The following is a 17,764-nucleotide window of genomic DNA, read 5'->3' on the forward strand; positions in this document are numbered from 1 at the left end:
ACACGGAGTGTCGCGTACAGACACGCGCGCTCGCGCAGGGGACCAGGCAGTCAGGCAGTCAGTCAGTCCCCAGCCAGCACGCAGAATTCGTTGCCCTCGGGATCGGCCAGCACCACCCAGGACTGCTCGCCCTGACCGATGTCGACATGCCGGGCGCCGAGGCCGATCAGCCGGGCCACTTCGGCGTCCTGATCATCCGGGGTGAAGTCGACGTGCAGCCGGTTCTTGACGGCCTTGCCCTCGGGAACCGGGAGGAACAGCCACACCGGCCCGCCGTCGGGTGGACGCAACAGGACGTCGCCGTCCTCGGTGACCTCCGACGGCCAGCCCAGCGCCTCCGCCCACCAGTGCCCCAGGCTGTGCACGTCGGTGGCGTCGATGCACATCTCGGTGAACCGCAGAGTCATTGCATCAGCTCCTTCTTGAGCACCTTGCCCATCGCGTTGCGTGGCAACGCCTCCACGAAACGCACCTCGCGTGGCCGCTTGTGCGCCGAGAGCTGTTCTCCCACAAACGCGATGAGCTCGTCGGCAGCGGCATCGCCGACCACGTAGGCGACGATCCGCTGCCCCAGGTCGTCGTCGGGCACGCCCACCACCGCGGCTTCGCTGACACCGGGGTGCCCCAGCAGGGCGGTCTCGATCTCACCGGCGCCGATGCGGAAGCCCCCGGACTTGATCAGGTCCACCGATTCCCTGCCGACGATGCGGTGCATACCGTCGGCGTCGATGACGGCCACATCCCCGGTGCGGTACCAGCCATCGGCGTCGAGCACTTCGGCGGTGGCCTCGGGCCGGTTCAGGTACTTGTCGAACAGCATCGGCCCTCGAACCACCAACTGCCCCACGGTTTCTCCGTCGTGCGGAACCTCAGAACCGGCGTCGTCGACCAGCCTGGTCTGCACACCGGCCACCGGCAAACCCACCCAGCCGGGCCGGCGTTCCCCGCCGGCGAGTGTGCTGATGGTGATCAACGACTCGGTGCTGCCGTACCGCTCGATGGGCGCGCGGCCGGTCAGTTCGGTCAGGCCGTTGAACACCGGCACCGGCAAGGCCGCACTGCCGGACACCAGCAGTCGCGCCGACGACAACGCCCGCGCCGAGGTCGGGTCGGCGACCACCCGCGACCACACGGTGGGCACCCCGAAATACAGCGTGCCACCGGCCTGGGCATAGAGCTCCGGTTTCGGTTTTCCGGTGTGTACGAACGGGTTTCCGATGCGCAGTGAGCCCAGCAGCCCCAGCACCAGCCCGTGCACGTGGAACATCGGCAGCCCGTGCACCAACACGTCGTCCGGATTCCACTGCCACGCCGCAGCCAAGGCGTCGATGTCGGCGGCCACCGCGCGCCGAGAGGTCTGCACTCCCTTGGGCAGTCCGGTGGTGCCCGAGGTGTACATGACGTAGGCGGCCCGGTCGGGGTGCGGTTCGGCGTAACGGTGCCAGGACCGCGCGTGCAGCCGCACCGGGATGTGCGCCAGCCCGCCGGTGTCCTCGGGCAGTTCCCCGAGCCAGGCCTGGGCACCGGAGTCGGTCAGCATGTGAGCACGTTCGGCGACGCCCACATCCGGCGGCACCGGGACGAACGGCACCCCGGCGATCAGGCAGCCCGTCACGGCGAGCACGGTCGTCATCGTGGGAGTCGCCAGCACCGCCACGCGCGATGCTCCGCCGACCCGTTCGGCGACCGACGTCGCAGCGCCCAGCAGGTCGCTTCGGCTCAGCGTGGTACCGCCGACGGTCACGGCGTTCGGGATATCGGCACCCGCGGCCACCGCCGCAGGGTTCAGAGAGGCCAACAGCACGCAGGTGACGCTACCCCGCGATAATGGCCGGATGAATCACATCCAGCGGACAGGGTCCCGCGAGGTGTACCGGAATCCGTGGATGACGTTGCGGGAAGACAGTATTCGCCGCCCCGACGGCTCAGACGGCATCTACGGCGTCGTGGACAAGCCGACGTATGCCCTGGTGATCGCGACCAAGGACGATCAATACCGCCTGGTGGAGCAGTACCGGTATCCCCTCGGCCTGCGGCGTTGGGAGTTCCCGCAGGGCACCGCTCCCGGCATGGCGGAGTTGGAACCGGCGGAGCTGGCGGCCCGTGAGCTGCGGGAGGAAACAGGCCTGCGCGCCGACACCATGACCCCGCTCGGACTGCTCGACGTCGCCCCCGGGATGAGCAGCCAGCGCGGCCGGGTCTTCCTGGCGACGGGGCTGCGCGAGGGTGAACCGGATCTCGAACACGAGGAGCAGGACCTGCGCAGCGCGTGGTTCGGCCGCGAGCAGGTCGAGGCGATGATCCGGTCCGGTGAGATCACCGATGCCCAGTCACTGGCCGCGTGGACGCTGTTGTTGCTGCACGAACGCGCCGTGGGCTAGAAGCCGGTTGCCCTGCCCACCGGGGCCCAGGCGTCCAGTTCCTCGATCTGGGCACTGAGCGCCCCGTAGATCCCGTCGACCGCGTCCTCGCCCAAGACCAGCCGCAACGGAGGCGTCTGAGCGGTCACCGCCTGCAGGATCGCCTGGGCGGCTTTGGCCGGATCACCCGGCTGTTTCCCGTCGTCCTCGGGAAACCCGGTGCGCAACGGCGCGATCAGCTCGTCGTAGGCCGCGAGGGGTCGGGACATCAGCAGTGCGCCCGGTCCGTTGAACGACGTCCGGAACGCGCCCGGCTCGACGATGATGACCCGGATACCGAACCGGTCGACCTCTTTGGCCAGCGCTTCCGACCAGCCCTCCAGCGCGAACTTGGTGGCCGAGTAGGCGCCGACACCGGGGAAGGTGAACCGCCCGCCCATACTGCTCATCTGGACGATCGCCCCGCTGCCGCGCTCACGCATCTGCGGCAGCACCGCCCTGGTGAGCGCCGCCGGCCCGAAGAAGTGCAGATCCATCAAGGCGCGCAGTTCGGCGTCCGTGGTCTCCTCGGCGGCGCCGATCGCGCCGCGGCCGGCATTGTTGACCAGTACGTCGACCCGGCCGTGCTGCTGCAACACCTCGTCGACAGCTTCGGCGATCCGCGCCTGGTCGGTGAGGTCGAGGCGCAGTGGCCGCACTTGCTGTGGTGCGCGCGCCACCAGATCGTCGAGCGTCTCGGGACGGCGGGCGGCCGCAACCACGGTGCCACCGGCGCCCAGCGCAGCTTCGGCCAGAGCGCGTCCGAAGCCGGAATTGGCACCGGTGATGAGCCAGATGCGTGCGTCGTCGGTCATGACTCCTCCTTACCCCCGCGGCCCCCGTAATGCTGCGGTCACCGCAGCGAGAACACCGCGAAACGCGGTGCCCCAAAGATTGGCCGATGACCCTGGCCAGAATTGTCACCCAGGGCCGGCCCGCGCCGCGGCCGGTCGACGACATCCCCCCGCTCAAGCGCCTGCTGCCGTTGGCGGTACAGCACGTGCTGGCGATGTACGCCGGTGCGGTGGCGGTGCCCCTGATCGTGGGTGGCGCGATGGTCAGCGCCGGTCAGCTGCAGCAGTCCGACATCGTGCACCTGATCATGGCCGACCTGTTCGTCGCCGGCATCGCGACCATCATCCAGGCGGTCGGGTTCTGGCGGTTCGGGGTGCGGTTGCCGCTGATGCAGGGCGTGACGTTCGCCGCGGTGGGCCCCATGATCACCATCGGCGCCAACCACGGGGTGACGGCGATCTACGGGTCGGTGATCGCCTGCGGGCTGTTCATGATCGTGCTGGCGCCGGTGTTCGGCCGGTTGATCCGGTTCTTCCCACCGTTGGTGACGGGCACCATCATCCTGATCATCGGCGTGTCGCTGATGCGGGTGGCCGCCGGCTGGTTCGGCGGCGGTACCGGGCCGGACTTCGGTGATCCCGCCGCGATCGGCATGGGCTTCTTCACACTGGCGGTCATCATCGCCATCGAACGGTTCGCCCCGGAAAACCTGCGCCGGGTGTCGATTCTGCTGGGGCTGATCATCGGCACCGTGGTCGCAGTGCCGCTGGGCATGACCGACTGGAGCCACATGGGTGAGTACAACTGGATCGGATTCGTGACGCCGTTCCAGTTCGGCTTGCCGACGTTCCAGGTCAGCTCCATCATCGCGCTGCTGATCGTGGCGATCGTGATCATGACCGAGACCACCGGCGACATCGTGGCCGTGGGCGAGATCGTCGACGAGAAGATCACCCCGCAACGGCTGGCCGACGGGCTGCGCGCCGACGGGTTGGGAACCATGCTGGGCGGCGTGTTCAACACCTTCCCCTACACGGCGTTCGCGCAGAACGTGGGGCTGGTGGCCATCACCGGCGTGCGGACCCGCCACGTCGCCACCGTCGCCGGGCTGATCCTGGTGCTGCTCGGATTGCTGCCGAAGATGGCGGCCGTCGTCGAAGGCATCCCGCTTCCGGTGCTCGGCGGCGCTGGGGTGGCTCTGTTCGGCATGGTGGCCGCCAGCGGCATCCGCACGCTGACGAAGGTGAAGTTCGACAACACCAACATCCTGGTGGTGGCCATCTCCATCGGTGTCGCGATGCTCACGGAAGCCAAGCTGTACTACACCAACCGCTCATTGGGGGACGCGCCGGTCAACGTGGCATTGGACCTGTACGCGAAGTTCCCCGACTGGTTCCAGACCATCTTCCACTCGGGTATCTCGGCCGGTGCCATCACCGCGATCGTGCTGAATCTGCTGTTGAGCAGGAAAAGCGATGAGCCCGAAAAGGATTCGGATCTGGCCGCGTTCGACGCTCCGCGTGGAGCGCTGCCCGACCCGCTGGACGCGCTGCGCGCCGCAGATCCCTCGACCCCACCGGAACGGCTGCGGACGCTGGCCGAGCAGCGGCCCGAACTGCACACCATCATCGTCACCAATCCATCGACGGACCTGCAGACCTGCGAATGGATTCGCCGGCAGGGCAACCCGCAGGTCGCCACCGTCTACCAGAAGTGGGACGACGTGACCGAGGGCCGGTTCTCCAGACGCAGCCGCGAGTAACATGGCGCCATGTCACTCGACACCGAGGGGGCTTCGGGCAAACAGAAGCCGTTGCTGGTCCTCGGCAAGATCACCGAGATCCTCGACGCCTTCTCATTGGCGAAACCGTCGATGACTCTGGGTGAGCTGCAACAGGCCACCGGGCTGCCCACGTCGACGGTGCAACGGCTGGTCACCAACATGGCGGCGCAGGGGTTCCTGGACCGGGCCGGTGATCAGGTGCGCGTCGGCACCCGGATGGCGTACTGGGCGGCCTCGGCCATGAAAGATCTCGACATCCTGACGATCCTCAAACCGGTACTGACCGAAATGCGTGACATCACCGGCGAAACGGCGTGTTTCTTCCGGGTGGAGCAGACCTACCGGGTGTGTGTGGCCATCGCCGAGACACACCATGCCCTGCGTCGGGAGATGCACGTCGGCAAGATCATCCCGTTGCACGCCGGGTCGGCCGGCCGTGTCCTGCTGGCGTGGAATCCGGTGCTGGCCGAGAAGATCCTGTCCGGTCCCCTGGAACCGATGACCGACGGCACGGTCACCGATGCCACCGAGTTGCGTGAGCTGATCGCCCGGGCCAAGGCCGACGGATACGCCATCAGTACCGGTGAACGCGAAGACTCGGCTTCCGGGCTGTCGGCGCCCGTGTTCGACGCCTCCGGTGAAGTGGTGGGCGCGTTGATGATCAGCGGTCCCACTCTGCGTCTGCCCCGGCAGAAATGTGAGGAATGGGTCGATCTGCTGGTGGGGTATGCCGAGCAGGTGACCCGGACCATCGGCGGTCGAATCGTCGCGTGAGACCGGCGATCTCGGTGCCCGCGCGCGTCATCGCCGCGGCGTCCGAGGCCACCATCACACTCTGGAAATCCTCCCCCTCGTAGTCGCCGACGGACCCCACCACCGCGTACACCGGGCAGTCGCCCCGACGCCGCAGGATCGCCGAGATGATCTTGCCTACAAGGGTTTGCGAATCCAGGCGGCCTTCGCCCACGACGATGGCCGTCGCGCCGCGAACTGCTTCGTCGAACCCGCAGTGGTCGAGCACGAAGTCGGCGCCCGGAACGATCTGGGCGGCGTGCTGCGCCCACATACCGCCGGCGAATCCACCGGCGGCACCACTGCCGGGAACATCGTTGGGATCCCGAGAATAGCCGGCGGCCAATCCGACCAGCCGCTGGGTGAGCTGGTGGACGAGCGCAGGGTCGGCGCCCTTCTGCGGCCCGAAAATTCGTGCGGCGTCATTGAACACCGTTGTGACGTCGGTCAGCACGCTCACCCTCGCGGGGACGACGCCGGCGTCGTGTAACGCGGTGACCGCACCCAGGCCACCGTCGGTGGTGGCGGATCCCCCGGCGGCCACGATGATGTGGTGGGCCCCGCGCCGCACCGCGTCGGCGATCAGCATGCCGGTGCCGTAGGTGTCGGCGGTGACGGGGTCGCGGAACCCTCTGTGCGCGGTGGTGATTCCGCTTGCCTCGGCGAGTTCGATCAGCGCCGCACTCTCCGAGAGCCCATAACGCCCGGTCATCGGAGCACCCCACGGGTTGCGGCACTCGGCGGTGACCACGGCCAAGCCGAGCGGCTGGCGCAGACAGTCGAGTGTTCCTTCGCCGCCGTCGGCAACAGGCATCGTGATCGCCTGGCCACCAGCGGATTCCACACCGTCCGCGATGGCCCTTGCCACCTCGGCGGCGCTGTAGGTCCCCTTGAAGCTGTCAGGGGCGATCAGGACCGTCACCGGTTCCAGGCCTCCGGGTTGACGGGGTGAGGTGGGATCTCGCCGCGAGCCATCGCCACCGCATTACCGGCACACAGCCGGGCCATCTCCGCGCGCACCGCGACGGTGGCACTGCCGACATGCGGCAGCAGCACGGTGTTGGACAGTTCCGCCAGTCCTGGTGCCAGATGCGGTTCCGCCTCGTACACATCGAGCCCCGCGCCGGCGATCTGGCCGGCGTCGAGGGCCCGCACCAGGGCGTGCTCGTCGACCACCGGGCCTCGAGCGGTGTTGATGAGGATGGCCGACGGTTTCATCCGGCTCAGCACGTCGGCGTTCACCAGATGACGGGTCTGATGGGTCAAAGGCACGTGCAGCGAGAGGAAATCACTGGTCTGCACCAACTCCGGCCAACTGAGGTGACGCACCCGGCCGGCGAACTCACCCAGCTCGTCATCGGTGACGGGCCGGTCGCCGGGCGGGCGGGGGCAGAACGCCACCTGCATGCCGAACGCCATCGCGCGGCGCGCGGTGGCCCGGGCGATCCGGCCGAAACCCGCCAGCCCCAAGACCTTTCCACTGATATCGGAACCCAGCAGCAGCTCGGGTTGCCAGCCGGTGAACTTGCCGGCGCGCAAGAACTGATCAGCCTCCACACACCTTCGGGCCACGGCCAGCAGCAGCAGGATCGCGATGTCGGCGGTGGCATCGGTGAGAACACCGGGGGTGTTGCCCACCATGATGGACCGGCGGGTGGCGGCCGCGATGTCGATGTTGTTGACGCCCACCGCGAAATTGCTGATACCCACGATATCGGCGTGGTCCAGCAGCGGCTTGTCGAAGATATCGCCCAGTTGCGCCACCACCACCCGGAACTCACCTGACTGACATGCCGCGGCGAGCTCGTCGTTGTCGAGTCGCGTGCCGGGGACGACGACGCTGCCGGCTTGTTCCAGCAGCGTCATCCCCGGCTCGGGCAACGCGGTGGTGACCAGGAAATCGGTGGGCATCAGGTGATCACCCAGGGGAAGGCGTGTGCTTCGGAGCGCGCGCCCTGGGCGGTCTTGGACCGGTTGGGCTCTCCCAGTTCGGCCAGCATCTTGTCGGTGAGGCCGACCATGGACTCCAGGGTGTCGGGGGTGAACCACGACGGTTGAGTGGCGAACAGCAGGTCCTCGGTGGAGGTGTTGCCGCTGGCGCCCGGCGCGAACGGGCAGCCACCGAGACCGCCCAGTGAGCCGTCGACCATCTCCGCTCCGGCACCGATGGCCGCCAGGGTGTTGGCCACCCCCAGTCCCCAGGTGTCGTGGCCATGAAACACCAAGCGGCGCTTCGGGGTACGCGTGCGGGCCGCATCGAACAGCCGGGCCACCTGGACGGGCACGGCTTGACCGAGGGTGTCGCACAGCACCAGGTCGGCAGCGCCCTCGGTGCGGGGATCATCGGCGATCGCGATCACCCGTTCTACCGGCACCTCGCCTTCGAAGGGACAGGTCAAGGCGGTGGCGATGCACAGTTCGATGGTGCCGCCCACGTCTTTCGAGATGCGTTCGGCGTCAGGGAATGCCGCCAGGCTCGCCTCGGTGGTACGCCCGATGTTGGCCCGGTTGTGGGCATCGGAGGCCGACAGGCAGTACTGGAACTTCCTGGCACCGGCCGCGGCTGCCTTCTCGATGTGGCGCGGGGTGGCCACCCACACCCAGCACCGCTGGAGTTCCTCGGCCGTCAGCTCACTGATCACCTCGAGCGTGTTGGCCATCGGCGGCACCAGGTCACCGCGGGCCATCGAGCCGATCTCGAGTTCCGGCACCCCAAGAGCCAGCAGTTGCCTGGCGATCTCGAGTTTGCGCCCGGTGGACAGCAGCTTGCCGGTGAGTTGCAGTCCGTCCCGCAGGGTGACGTCGCGCAGGACCGCGTGCGGTTGGTACGAATAGTTCATCGGTTGACTCCCAACAGTTCTGCGAGCACATCGTCGGTGTGTTCACCGAGATCGGGTCCGACGGTGCGGATGGGCAGCGAGGCGCCGCCGATCACCGGGACGATGCCGGGGAAGCCCACCGACGCCGGCCGTTCCCCGCCGGTGTCGACGTCGAAGTCCTGGATCATGTTCCGGGCGGCGTACTGTTCGTCGGCGCAGATGTCGGCCGCAGTGTAGATCGGCCCCGACGGAACCCCGGCCTCGTCCAGCAGGCTCAGCGCTTCGTCGCGGCTGTGCCGCATGGTCCATTCAGCGATCGCACCGTCGAGTTCGTCACGGCGCAACCACCGTCCGGCGTTGGTCTGCAGATCGGGATCGGCTCCGAGGTCCGGCCGTCCGATCAGCTGCATGTAACGGCCGAAGATGGCGTCGCCGTTGCCGGCGATGATGATGCTGGACCCGTCATTACAGGGATAGGCGTTGGTGGGGGCGATACCCTCCATCCGCCCGCCCACACGTTCGCGCTTGACACCGTAGGCCAGGTAGTCCGGCACCAGCGACTCCATCACCGACAGAATCGACTCGTTGAGCGCGACGTCGATGATGCGCTGCTGCAGCGGAACCGGGGTTCCGGACCGGTTGACCTCACGCTGGAACAGTGCCATGACCGTGCCGAACGCGGCGTGGATGCCGGCGATCGAATCGCCGATCGACACCCCCACCCGCACCGGCGGGCGGTCGGGGTCGCCGACGAGTTCCCGCAGCCCGCCGACGGCTTCGGCCACCGCGGCGAAACCCGGCCGGGCCGACAGCGGCCCGGTCTGCCCGAACGCGGAGATGCGGGTGATCACCAGTTCGGGGTTGGCCTCGTTGAGCACGTCCGGGCCCAGGCCCCACTTCTCGAGGGTGCCGGGCCGGAAGTTCTCCAACAGCACGTCGCAGTGCGCGACGAGTTCGAGGACCAGTTCGCGGCCGCGTTCGGTCTTCAGGTCGAGCACGATCGACTTCTTGTTCCGGTTGATGGTGCGGAACAGCATGGAGGTGGTGCCGGCGTACAGCCGCCAGTTGCGGAGTTCGTCGCCGGTCTCGGGCCGCTCCACCTTGATGACTTCGGCGCCGAAGTCGGCGAGCATCCGGCCCGCTGTGGGGGCGGCGATGTAGTTGCCGAGTTCGAGGACGCGCACACCCTCGAGCGGGCGAATTGCGCTGTGACTCATCAGTTTTCTCCGGTGTCGATATCGGTCAGATCAGGGCGCTCATCGGCAGGATGAGCAGGATTGCCACCACCGAGGCCACCGAGACACCCACGGTGCAGGTCTTCAAGGTGCCCCGGGAGGTCTGGCCGAGCAGCGACTGCAGCAGCCAGAAGGTGTTACTCGTGACGTGCACGGCGAACAGCGAACCGGCGCCGGCAGCCAGTGCGAGCATCACCGGGTCGATACCCAGGATCGGCGCCACCGGGGCCAGGATCCCCGCCGCGGTGATGGCCGAGATGGTCACCGAGCCCACGGCGATGTGCAGCACCGCGGCGACGGCCCACACCATCAGCAGCGGCGCCGCGTGACTGGCGGTGAAGTACTGGCCCAGGATGTCGCCCAAGCCGGTGGCTTTGATGGTCGCGGCCAGGGAACCGCCCACACCCGTGAGGATGAGGATCTGTCCGCTCTCCTTGAAGCCGGTGGCGATGGCCCGTTCGACGTGCTGCGCGCCGAACGCGAACCGGCCGATCAAGCTGGTGCCGATCAGCCCCAGCAGCAGCGCGACCACCGGCTGTGAGAGGAAGGTGATGACCGGTGTGTGCACGCCGGCGACGTCGAGGATCGCTCCGGTGGCGATCAGGATCAGCGAGACCAGCAGCGGCCCGAGCAGCACGAGCAACGGCGTGTGGGCCCGCACCCGGGATTTGGTGGCCACGGCGACGCCACCGCCTGTGCCGGGCTCAGGGCTGTCCTCGGGTGCCGGCTCGCCGCCCAGGAATTCCTGCTCGTCCTTCTCCGGATCCCACCAGCCCCGGTTGAACAGGAACGACATGATGGCCACCGAGATGGCCACCGTCGGGATCACCAGGGCCACACCGAACAGCAGCATCTTGCCCAGCGGGACACCGAGCACGCCGGCCAGCGCCAGCGCCGCCACGCCGGGAACGGTCAGGACGATGCCGCACTCCAAGCCGATCGCCATTGCGGTCGCCATCCGGGCGGTGCCGTTCTTGCCGATCTTCTTGGCGAGGTCACGCGCCAGCGGAGCCGACATCACCAGCAGCACGTCCAGGAAGATCGACTGCAGGAAGGTGGCGATGGTCAGTGACATCGCGTACGGCATGCGTTTGGGGCCGAACCACCGCAGCAGGGTGCCGACCAGCCGTTGAATGGCGCCCATCTCCTGCAGCATCGCGCCCATCAGGACACCGAAGGCGATCAGCAGGCCCACCTCGGCCATGATCTCGCCGAAACCGCCGGTGACGGCTTCGATGGTCTTCTCGATGCCCAGCTTGGTGGACAGTCCGAGGTACAGCGATCCGAGGACCAGCGAGACCACGGGGTTGAACTTGAACCTGACGATCAGCACCACCACGGCCAGGATGGCCACGGCGGTGTTGATCATGATCGCGATGTCTGACATGCGCTTTCTCCATCAATTCGCACCGCGTCGGTGCGGATGCATGATCCCCGCTTCACGGTACTCGGGGTGTGACGCGAACCACGTCACGCTTACAATATGAGCACACACCCACAATATAAGCAAGAGACGTCGACACGGGTTTGCGCCAACGCAGCGCCCCGCTCCCCGGGGTTGAGACTGCGCTCACGCCCGCATTCGGCCGAAAAGACGGCGTCACCGCAGTCTCAAACAGCAGCGCCCCGCGAAAGGGCTCTTGGGTGTCAGCGCCGAGGGCGACGGTGAGCAGGACAACCCCGAAAAGCCCTGCGTTGCACCAGGTATCACGCTGCTACCGCACGATATCGACCAACTGGGCTGGGCCACCCCGTGGTCGTCGCCGAGAACGAGCCGGGGTTCCCCGCGGCGACAACGTGTCGGACACCGTCCTGCATCGACTCCATAACGACTGACGCCGGCGTCGATTCGAGGGCACAACTTGTCAGATCCGCGCATTACGGTGAGGTTCGAGCAAACAGATTTTCGCAGAGGAAGGGCGCAAGAAACATGGCCGTCCGTCGTCTGCGCACTCGCCGGCGGGTGATGTTCGCGGTGCTGGCAATCGTGGTCGGCATGTGCGGATCGGTGGTCAGCGCCCACGCCGCAGGACAGAACTGGTCGGGCCGGTACACGGTGGTCACCTACGCCTCGCAGAAGGCGGGCACCAGCGCCGCGGCGCGGCAGTCGGAGCCGGATTTCAGTGCCCAGTACACCTTCCTCACACAGTGCTCGTCGCGCTGTGTCGCCACCGCCGTCGACGGCCCCGCCCCGAGCAATCCGACGATCCCGCAACCGCAGCGCTACCTGTGGGACGGCACGAAGTGGTCGTTCACCTACGACTGGCAGTGGGAGTGCTATCACGGCGAGAATGCGCCGCGCCTGTTCAGCCCCGCCCAGTCCTGGGTCTTCTACACCCCACAGCCGGATGGCTCCCTGCAGGGAACCTGGCACACCGATATCCTCGGCGGAGCCTGCCGCGGCAACGTCATCATGCCGGTGGCGGCCTACCCGGCCTGAGGAAGACCCGTCAGCTCCGGATGTGCCGTGCCACCAGCGCAGCACGCGACCGCTTGCCGAACCTGGAGTTACCACCTCACGGTCGCGACTCCGTGGGCTACCGACGTCGCTCGGCCAGCGCCCGCAGGAAGAACGTCAGGTTCGCCGGGCGTTCGGCGAGACGGCGCACGAAGTACCCGTACCATTCTGTGCCGAACGGGACGTAGACGCGGACGTGGTTGCCTTCACCCACCAGGCGTCGCTGTTCGGCGTCGCGGATGCCGTACAACATCTGGTACTCGAAATCGGTTACGCCGCGCCCGGATTCACGTACCAGACCCGGTACGCGCCGGATGATCTCCGGATCATGCGAGGCCACCATCGGGTAGCCACGGCCCTGCATCAGGATCTGCAGGCATGTCAGATAGGAATCGGTGACGTCATCGGGGTCACGGAACGCCACCGACGCGGGTTCGTCGTAGGCGCCCTTGCACAGCCGGATCCGTGCGCCGGATGCGGCGAATTCCGCGCAGTCGGCGCGGGTGCGGCGCAGGTATGCCTGCAGAACCGTGCCCAGCCAGTCGAATTCGACACGGAGGTCCCGCACGATGTCCAGGGTGGAATCTGTGGTGGTGTGATCCTCGGCGTCCACGGTCACCCAGGCCCCGACCTCGCGCGCCCTGGCGCAGATGGTGTGCGCATTCTCCAGGGCGATCTTGGCGCCGTCGCGGGGCAGCGCCTGGCCGAGTGCCGACAGCTTCAGCGACACCTCCAGGGGTTTCGGGTCTGTCGAGGCGTCCCCGCGGCCACCCAACCCGTCGAGCAGGTGCAGGTAGGCCGCGACGGTGGCGTCGGCGGCCTCGGAGTCGGTGACGTCCTCGCCGAGGTAGTCGATGGTGACAAAGCGATCCGAATCCCGCAGCACGGCAACAGAATCCAGCGCCTCGGCGGTGGTCTCCCCCGGCACAAACCGCTGCACCACGCGCCGGGTCGCCGGCACCCGCTCGGCCGTGCGGCGTAAGCCCTCGGACTTCGCCGCGGCGAGGATGGCGGGCCGGGCCACCCGGGTGAACAGTTCGGACATCGGTCAGCCCTCCATGTGGGGGTAGGTGTGGTGCGTGGGCGCCACGAACGTCTCCTTGATGGATCGGGCGGAGGTCCAGCGCAGCAGGTTCAACGAGGACCCGGCCTTGTCGTTGGTGCCGGAAGCGCGGGAGCCTCCGAACGGCTGCTGCCCCACCACCGCCCCGGTCGGCTTGTCGTTGACGTAGAAGTTGCCTGCGGCATAACGCAATCGCTGCTCGGCGGTCAACACCGCGGCCCGGTCGTCGGCCACCACCGCGCCGGTCAGCCCGTACTTCGAGCCGCGATCCACCACGTCGAGAATGTCGGCGTACTTGTCGTCGGCGTACACGTGGACAGCCAGGATGGGGCCGAAGTACTCGGCCGAGAACGCCTCGTCGGTCGGGTCGTCGGACAGCAGCACGGTGGGACGCACGAAATAGCCTTCGGTGTCGTCGTATTCACCTCCGGCGGCGATCGTCACCCCCGGAGCACCCTTCGCCCGCTCGATGGCCTTGACGTTCTTGGCGAACGCCCGGTCGTCGATCAGCGCACCGCCGTAGTTGGACAGGTCGGTCACGTCACCGTAGGTCAGCGCCTCGGTGGCGCCCAGGAACTCGTCACCCATCTTCTGCCAAACCGATCTCGGCACGAACGCACGGGAGGCGGCCGAGCATTTCTGCCCCTGGTAGTCGAATGCGCCACGAATCAGGGCGGTGCGCAACACATCTGGTTGAGCGCTGGCATGAGCCACCACAAAATCCTTGCCACCGGTCTCACCGACCAGCCTCGGATAGGTGTGGTACCGGTCGATGTTGGCGCCCACCTCGCGCCACAGATGCTGGAACGTGGGGGTGGACCCGGTGAAATGGATGCCGGCCAACCGGGGGTCGGACAGCACCACCTCCGACACCGCGTAGCCGTCGCCGGTGACGAGGTTGATCACGCCGGGAGGCAGTCCGGCGGCTTCGAGCAACTGCATGGTCAGGTACGCCGACAGGGTCTGGGTGATGGACGGTTTCCACACCACCGTGTTGCCCATCAACGCCGGGGCGGTCGGGAGGTTGCCGGCGATGGCGGTGAAGTTGAAGGGGGTGATGGCGTAGACGAAGCCTTCCAGCGGCCGGTAGTCGGTGCGGTTCCACACCCCCGGGCCGCTGACGGGCTGCTGTTGCAGGATCTGGCGGGCGAACGCCACGTTGAAGCGCCAGAAATCGATGAGCTCGCAGGGCGCGTCGATCTCGGCCTGATAGGCGGTCTTGGACTGCCCCAACATGGTGGCGGCGGCGATCTTCTCGCGCCACGGCCCCGACAGCAGATCCGCTGCGCGCAGGAACACCGCGGCGCGCTCGTCGAACGGGGTGTCGGCCCAGGCGGCTTTCGCCTCGATTGCCGCCTCGACCGCGGCCGTCGCCTCGGCGTGCCCGCCGTTGGTCAGCGTGCCGAGCACCGAGCGGTGGCGGTGGGGTTGCACGACGTCGATGCGCTGGCCGTCGCCCATCTGATGGCGGCCGCCGATGACGTGCGGCAGGTCGCGCGGTTGCGCGGACAGGTCGGCCAGGGCCGTGGTGAGGCGCCCGCGCTCGGCGGATCGCGGTGCGTAATCGTGGATCGGTTCGTTGGTCGGCGGCGGCACAGCGGTGATGGCGTCCATGGATAAAGGGTCCCGCGGCGACACCCGCAGGCTCTTAGCCGATCCGACAAAGACACTTCAACGCGGTAGTACGATCAGCCAAATGAAGTTGGGCCTGAGCCTCGGTCAGCTGCTGTTGGCGCTCGACGCGACGATGGTCAGCCTGGTGGAGGCGCCCCGCGGCCTGGACACCACGGTGGCGTCGGCGGCGCTGATCGACACCGACGACGTACGGCTCGGCCTGGCCCGCGCTGCCGGTTCTGCCGATGTGTTCCTGCTACTGGGCCTCAGCGATGACGACGCCGCGGGCTGGTTGCAGCGCCAGATCGCCGACCGGCCGCCCATCGCGGTGTTCGCCAAGGAGCCGTCGGAGGCGTTGGTGGCGGCCGCCGTCAGCGCTGGGACCGCCGTCGTCGCCGTCGACCCCCGAGCCCGCTGGGAACGGTTGTACCGCTTGGTCAACCACGTGTTCGACCACCACGGTGATCACACCGACCCGTTACACGATTCCGGCACCGATCTGTTCGGGCTGGCGCAGTCCATCGCCGACCGCACCCATGGCATGGTCAGCATCGAAGACCAGACTTCGCACGTGCTGGCGTATTCGGCGTCCAACGACGAGGCCGACGAACTCCGTCGACTGTCCATCCTCGGTCGAGCCGGGCCCCCGGAACACCTGGAATGGATCGGCCAGTGGGGCATCTTCGATGCGCTGCGCTCCAGCGACGAGGTGGTGCGGGTAGCCGAACGGCCCGAACTCGGGTTGCGTCCGCGGCTGGCCGTCGGCATCCGGCAACCGAACGCCGACAGCCGCCGCGCCCCGCAATTCGCCGGGACCATCTGGGTACAGCAGGGAACACGTCCGCTCGCCGAGGATGCCGAGCAGATATTGCGGGGGGCGGCGGTGCTGGCCGCCCGTGTCATGGCGCGGCTGGCGGCCGCGCCGTCGACGCACACCGTGCAGGTGCAGGAACTGCTGGGTTTGCGCGACACCGAGATGGACTCCGCCCAGCTCGGCGCGCTGGCCCGCGAACTCGGCATCGTCGAGGACCGCCGTGCGGCCCTGATCGGGTTTGACACCGCTGCCGCGACGCCCCGGCTTGCCGACGTCCTGGCGTTGAGCGCCAGCGCTTTTCGCGCCGACGCGCAGGTGGCGGCACACGGCTCGCGGGTGTACGTGCTGTTTCCCAGCACCACGCGGATCGCGTCGGTGACCTCGTGGATCCGTGGCACCATCACCGCGCTGCACAACGAACTCGGACTGCAGTTGTGGTCGGTCATCGCCGCGCCGGTGCCGGGGCTGACGGCGGTGGCTGCCGCCCGAGTCGAGGTGGACCGGGTGCTCGACAGTGCCAAACGCCATCCCGGGATGCTGGGTACCGTCACCTCACTGGCCGAGGCACGCACCACGGTGCTGCTCGACGAGATGGTGACCTTCCTGACCGGCAACGACCATCTGATCGATCCGCGGGTGCAGCTGCTGCGGGACAGCGACCCGGCGCTGGCCGAAACCCTGGGGGCCTACCTGGACAGTTTCGGCGACGTCGCGGCGGCAGCGCGCACGCTGCACGTCCACCCCAATACGGTGCGCTACCGGGTACGGCGCATCGAGGACGTGCTCACCACGTCACTGTCGGATCCCGATGTGCGCCTTGTGCTCTCACTGAGCCTGCGGGCGCTGGCGTCGGCGCCGCGAACCTAGGCGGTCCGGGTCACCGGTCGGTGAGCCGTTGCGCGGCGGCGGCGATGCGTTCGTCGGTGGCGGTCAGCGCGATGCGCACGTGGCGAGAGCCGCGCGCGCCGTAGAACTCCCCGGGCGCGACGAGGATGCCACGCTCGGCGAACCAGGCCACCGTGTCACGGCACGGCTCGTCGCGGGTGGCCCACAGATACAGGCCGGCTTCGGAGTGGTCGACGGTGAAGCCGGCGGCGCGGACCGCGGGTAACAAGGTGTCCCGCCGCTGCGCGTACCGCTCGCGCTGTTCCTTCTCGTGCGCGTCGTCGTCGAGCGCGGCCACCATCGCCGACTGCACCGGCGTCGGCATCATCATCCCGGCGTGTTTGCGCACGGCGAGCAATTCGGACACCAGAGCCGGATCACCGGTCACGAAACCCGCGCGGTATCCGGCCAGCGACGACGTCTTCGACAGCGAGTGGATGGCCAGGAGGCCGGTGTGGTCACCCTCGCAGACGTCGGGATGCAGTACCGATGCCGGTTCGGCGTCCCACGCGAGCCCGAGGTAGCACTCGTCGGAGGCGACGATGACGCCGCGCTCCCTGGCCCAGCCGACCACTTTGCGCAGGTGGTCGACACCGAGCACCCGCCCGGTCGGATTGCTGGGCGAGTTCAGGAACACCAGCGCCGGCGACTGCGGGCCGATCTGGGTCAGCGAGTCGGCGGCCAGCACCGAGGCACCCGCCAGCCGTGCGCCCACGTCATAGGTGGGATACGCCAGCTCCGGCACCACCACCAGATCGCCGGCACCCAGCCCGAGCAGCGTCGGCAACCACGCGATCAGCTCCTTGGTGCCGATCACCGGCAGTACCGCGCTCTCGGCCAGACCTGTGATGCCGTACCGACGTTGCAGCGCATTGACCGCAGAGGTCCGCAACGCGGGCGTTCCCGCGGTGGTCGGATAGCCGGGCGACGAGCCGGCCGCAGCCAGCGCCTCCCGGATCACCGGCGCCACCGGATCGACCGGCGTACCGACCGACAGATCGACGATGCCGCCCGCGTGCGAGCGGGCTTTCGCCGTGACATCGGCCAGCGTGTCCCAGGGGAAGACCGGCAGCGACGCCGACACCCTCCGTCGGGTCATGCCGTCGC

Annotated in this window: 16 protein-coding genes; 5 read left to right on the forward strand and 11 right to left on the reverse strand. The window is 68.0% G+C overall.

Going from position 1 to position 17,764, the window contains the following annotated elements; translation table 11 throughout:
• Positions 1-62: 62 nt before the first annotated feature.
• Complete coding sequence (locus NL241_RS27030) at positions 63-407, reverse strand: VOC family protein (RefSeq protein WP_487697062.1); 345 nt, start codon at positions 405-407, stop codon at positions 63-65.
• Positions 404-1,804 carry an acyl-CoA synthetase gene (locus NL241_RS27035; RefSeq protein WP_494395531.1) on the reverse strand — a complete coding sequence of 467 codons (1,401 nt, stop codon included), beginning with the start codon at positions 1,802-1,804 and terminating at the stop codon, positions 404-406. Before NL241_RS27035 ends, NL241_RS27030 begins: the two co-directional genes overlap by 4 nt.
• A gap of 31 nt (positions 1,805-1,835) precedes the next feature.
• Between NL241_RS27035 and NL241_RS27040 the strand changes: the two genes are divergently transcribed.
• Positions 1,836-2,381: an NUDIX domain-containing protein gene (locus NL241_RS27040; RefSeq protein WP_487697058.1), complete on the forward strand. Its 546-nt coding sequence runs from the start codon at positions 1,836-1,838 to the stop codon at positions 2,379-2,381.
• Here NL241_RS27040 and NL241_RS27045 read toward each other — a convergent pair.
• Positions 2,378-3,214: an oxidoreductase gene (locus NL241_RS27045; protein ID WP_494395532.1), complete on the reverse strand. Its 837-nt coding sequence runs from the start codon at positions 3,212-3,214 to the stop codon at positions 2,378-2,380. The genes NL241_RS27040 and NL241_RS27045 overlap by 4 nt on opposite strands.
• A gap of 86 nt (positions 3,215-3,300) precedes the next feature.
• Here NL241_RS27045 and NL241_RS27050 point away from each other — a divergent pair, with 86 nt between their 5' ends.
• Together NL241_RS27050 and NL241_RS27055 are read left to right on the forward strand one after the other, a co-directional pair.
• Positions 3,301-4,956 (forward strand): nucleobase:cation symporter-2 family protein, encoded by a 1,656-nt coding sequence (locus NL241_RS27050; protein WP_487697055.1) that lies wholly within the window; start codon positions 3,301-3,303, stop codon positions 4,954-4,956.
• Between the two features lie 9 nt (positions 4,957-4,965).
• Positions 4,966-5,751, forward strand: a complete 786-nt coding sequence (locus NL241_RS27055; protein WP_487697053.1) for an IclR family transcriptional regulator — start codon at positions 4,966-4,968, stop codon at positions 5,749-5,751.
• On the opposite strand, the gene NL241_RS27060 is transcribed toward NL241_RS27055, so the two are convergent.
• Genes NL241_RS27060 through NL241_RS27080 form a run of 5 tightly spaced genes read right to left on the reverse strand, consistent with a single transcriptional unit; the run spans position 5,639 to position 11,210 of the window.
• Entirely contained in the window at positions 5,639-6,691 is a 1,053-nt protein-coding gene (locus NL241_RS27060; protein WP_494395533.1) for a glycerate kinase family protein, read from the reverse strand. The two genes, NL241_RS27055 and NL241_RS27060, sit on opposite strands and share 113 nt — an antisense overlap.
• A complete protein-coding gene (locus NL241_RS27065; protein WP_494395534.1) occupies positions 6,688-7,680 on the reverse strand; it encodes a 2-hydroxyacid dehydrogenase in 993 nt (330 codons plus the stop codon). The genes NL241_RS27060 and NL241_RS27065 overlap by 4 nt, the downstream gene beginning before the upstream one ends.
• The gene (locus NL241_RS27070) at positions 7,680-8,609 is read right to left on the reverse strand and encodes a hydroxymethylglutaryl-CoA lyase-like TIM-barrel protein (protein WP_494395535.1); all 930 of its coding nucleotides are present in this window, start codon (positions 8,607-8,609) and stop codon (positions 7,680-7,682) included. Before NL241_RS27070 ends, NL241_RS27065 begins: the two co-directional genes overlap by 1 nt.
• On the reverse strand, positions 8,606-9,805 hold the full coding sequence (locus NL241_RS27075) for a CaiB/BaiF CoA transferase family protein (RefSeq protein WP_494395536.1): 1,200 nt from the start codon (positions 9,803-9,805) through the stop codon (positions 8,606-8,608). The genes NL241_RS27070 and NL241_RS27075 overlap by 4 nt, the downstream gene beginning before the upstream one ends.
• Before the next feature lie 25 nt (positions 9,806-9,830).
• The gene (locus tag NL241_RS27080; RefSeq protein ID WP_487697044.1) at positions 9,831-11,210 is read right to left on the reverse strand and encodes a GntP family permease; all 1,380 of its coding nucleotides are present in this window, start codon (positions 11,208-11,210) and stop codon (positions 9,831-9,833) included.
• Positions 11,211-11,789: 579 nt separating this feature from the next.
• Here NL241_RS27080 and NL241_RS27085 point away from each other — a divergent pair.
• On the forward strand, positions 11,790-12,263 hold the full coding sequence (locus NL241_RS27085) for an Rv2253 family sensor-like surface protein (RefSeq protein WP_487697138.1): 474 nt from the start codon (positions 11,790-11,792) through the stop codon (positions 12,261-12,263).
• A 97-nt stretch (positions 12,264-12,360) separates the two neighbouring features.
• Here NL241_RS27085 and NL241_RS27090 read toward each other — a convergent pair whose 3' ends face one another.
• Together NL241_RS27090 and pruA are read right to left on the reverse strand one after the other, a co-directional pair.
• Entirely contained in the window at positions 12,361-13,326 is a 966-nt protein-coding gene (locus NL241_RS27090) for a proline dehydrogenase family protein (RefSeq protein ID WP_494395537.1), read from the reverse strand.
• 3 nt (positions 13,327-13,329) lie between these two features.
• The gene (gene pruA, locus NL241_RS27095; RefSeq protein WP_487697041.1) at positions 13,330-14,958 is read right to left on the reverse strand and encodes an L-glutamate gamma-semialdehyde dehydrogenase; all 1,629 of its coding nucleotides are present in this window, start codon (positions 14,956-14,958) and stop codon (positions 13,330-13,332) included.
• A gap of 82 nt (positions 14,959-15,040) precedes the next feature.
• Between pruA and NL241_RS27100 the strand changes: the two genes are divergently transcribed.
• Positions 15,041-16,639 carry a PucR family transcriptional regulator gene (locus tag NL241_RS27100; RefSeq protein ID WP_494395538.1) on the forward strand — a complete coding sequence of 533 codons (1,599 nt, stop codon included), beginning with the start codon at positions 15,041-15,043 and terminating at the stop codon, positions 16,637-16,639.
• 10 nt (positions 16,640-16,649) lie between these two features.
• Here the strand turns inward: NL241_RS27100 and dapC are convergent, their stop codons facing one another.
• Positions 16,650-17,756 (reverse strand): succinyldiaminopimelate transaminase, encoded by a 1,107-nt coding sequence (gene dapC / locus NL241_RS27105; RefSeq protein ID WP_494395539.1) that lies wholly within the window; start codon positions 17,754-17,756, stop codon positions 16,650-16,652.
• Positions 17,757-17,764: the final 8 nt, after the last annotated feature.

The organism is Mycolicibacterium sp. SMGY-1XX (assembly GCF_059132455.1).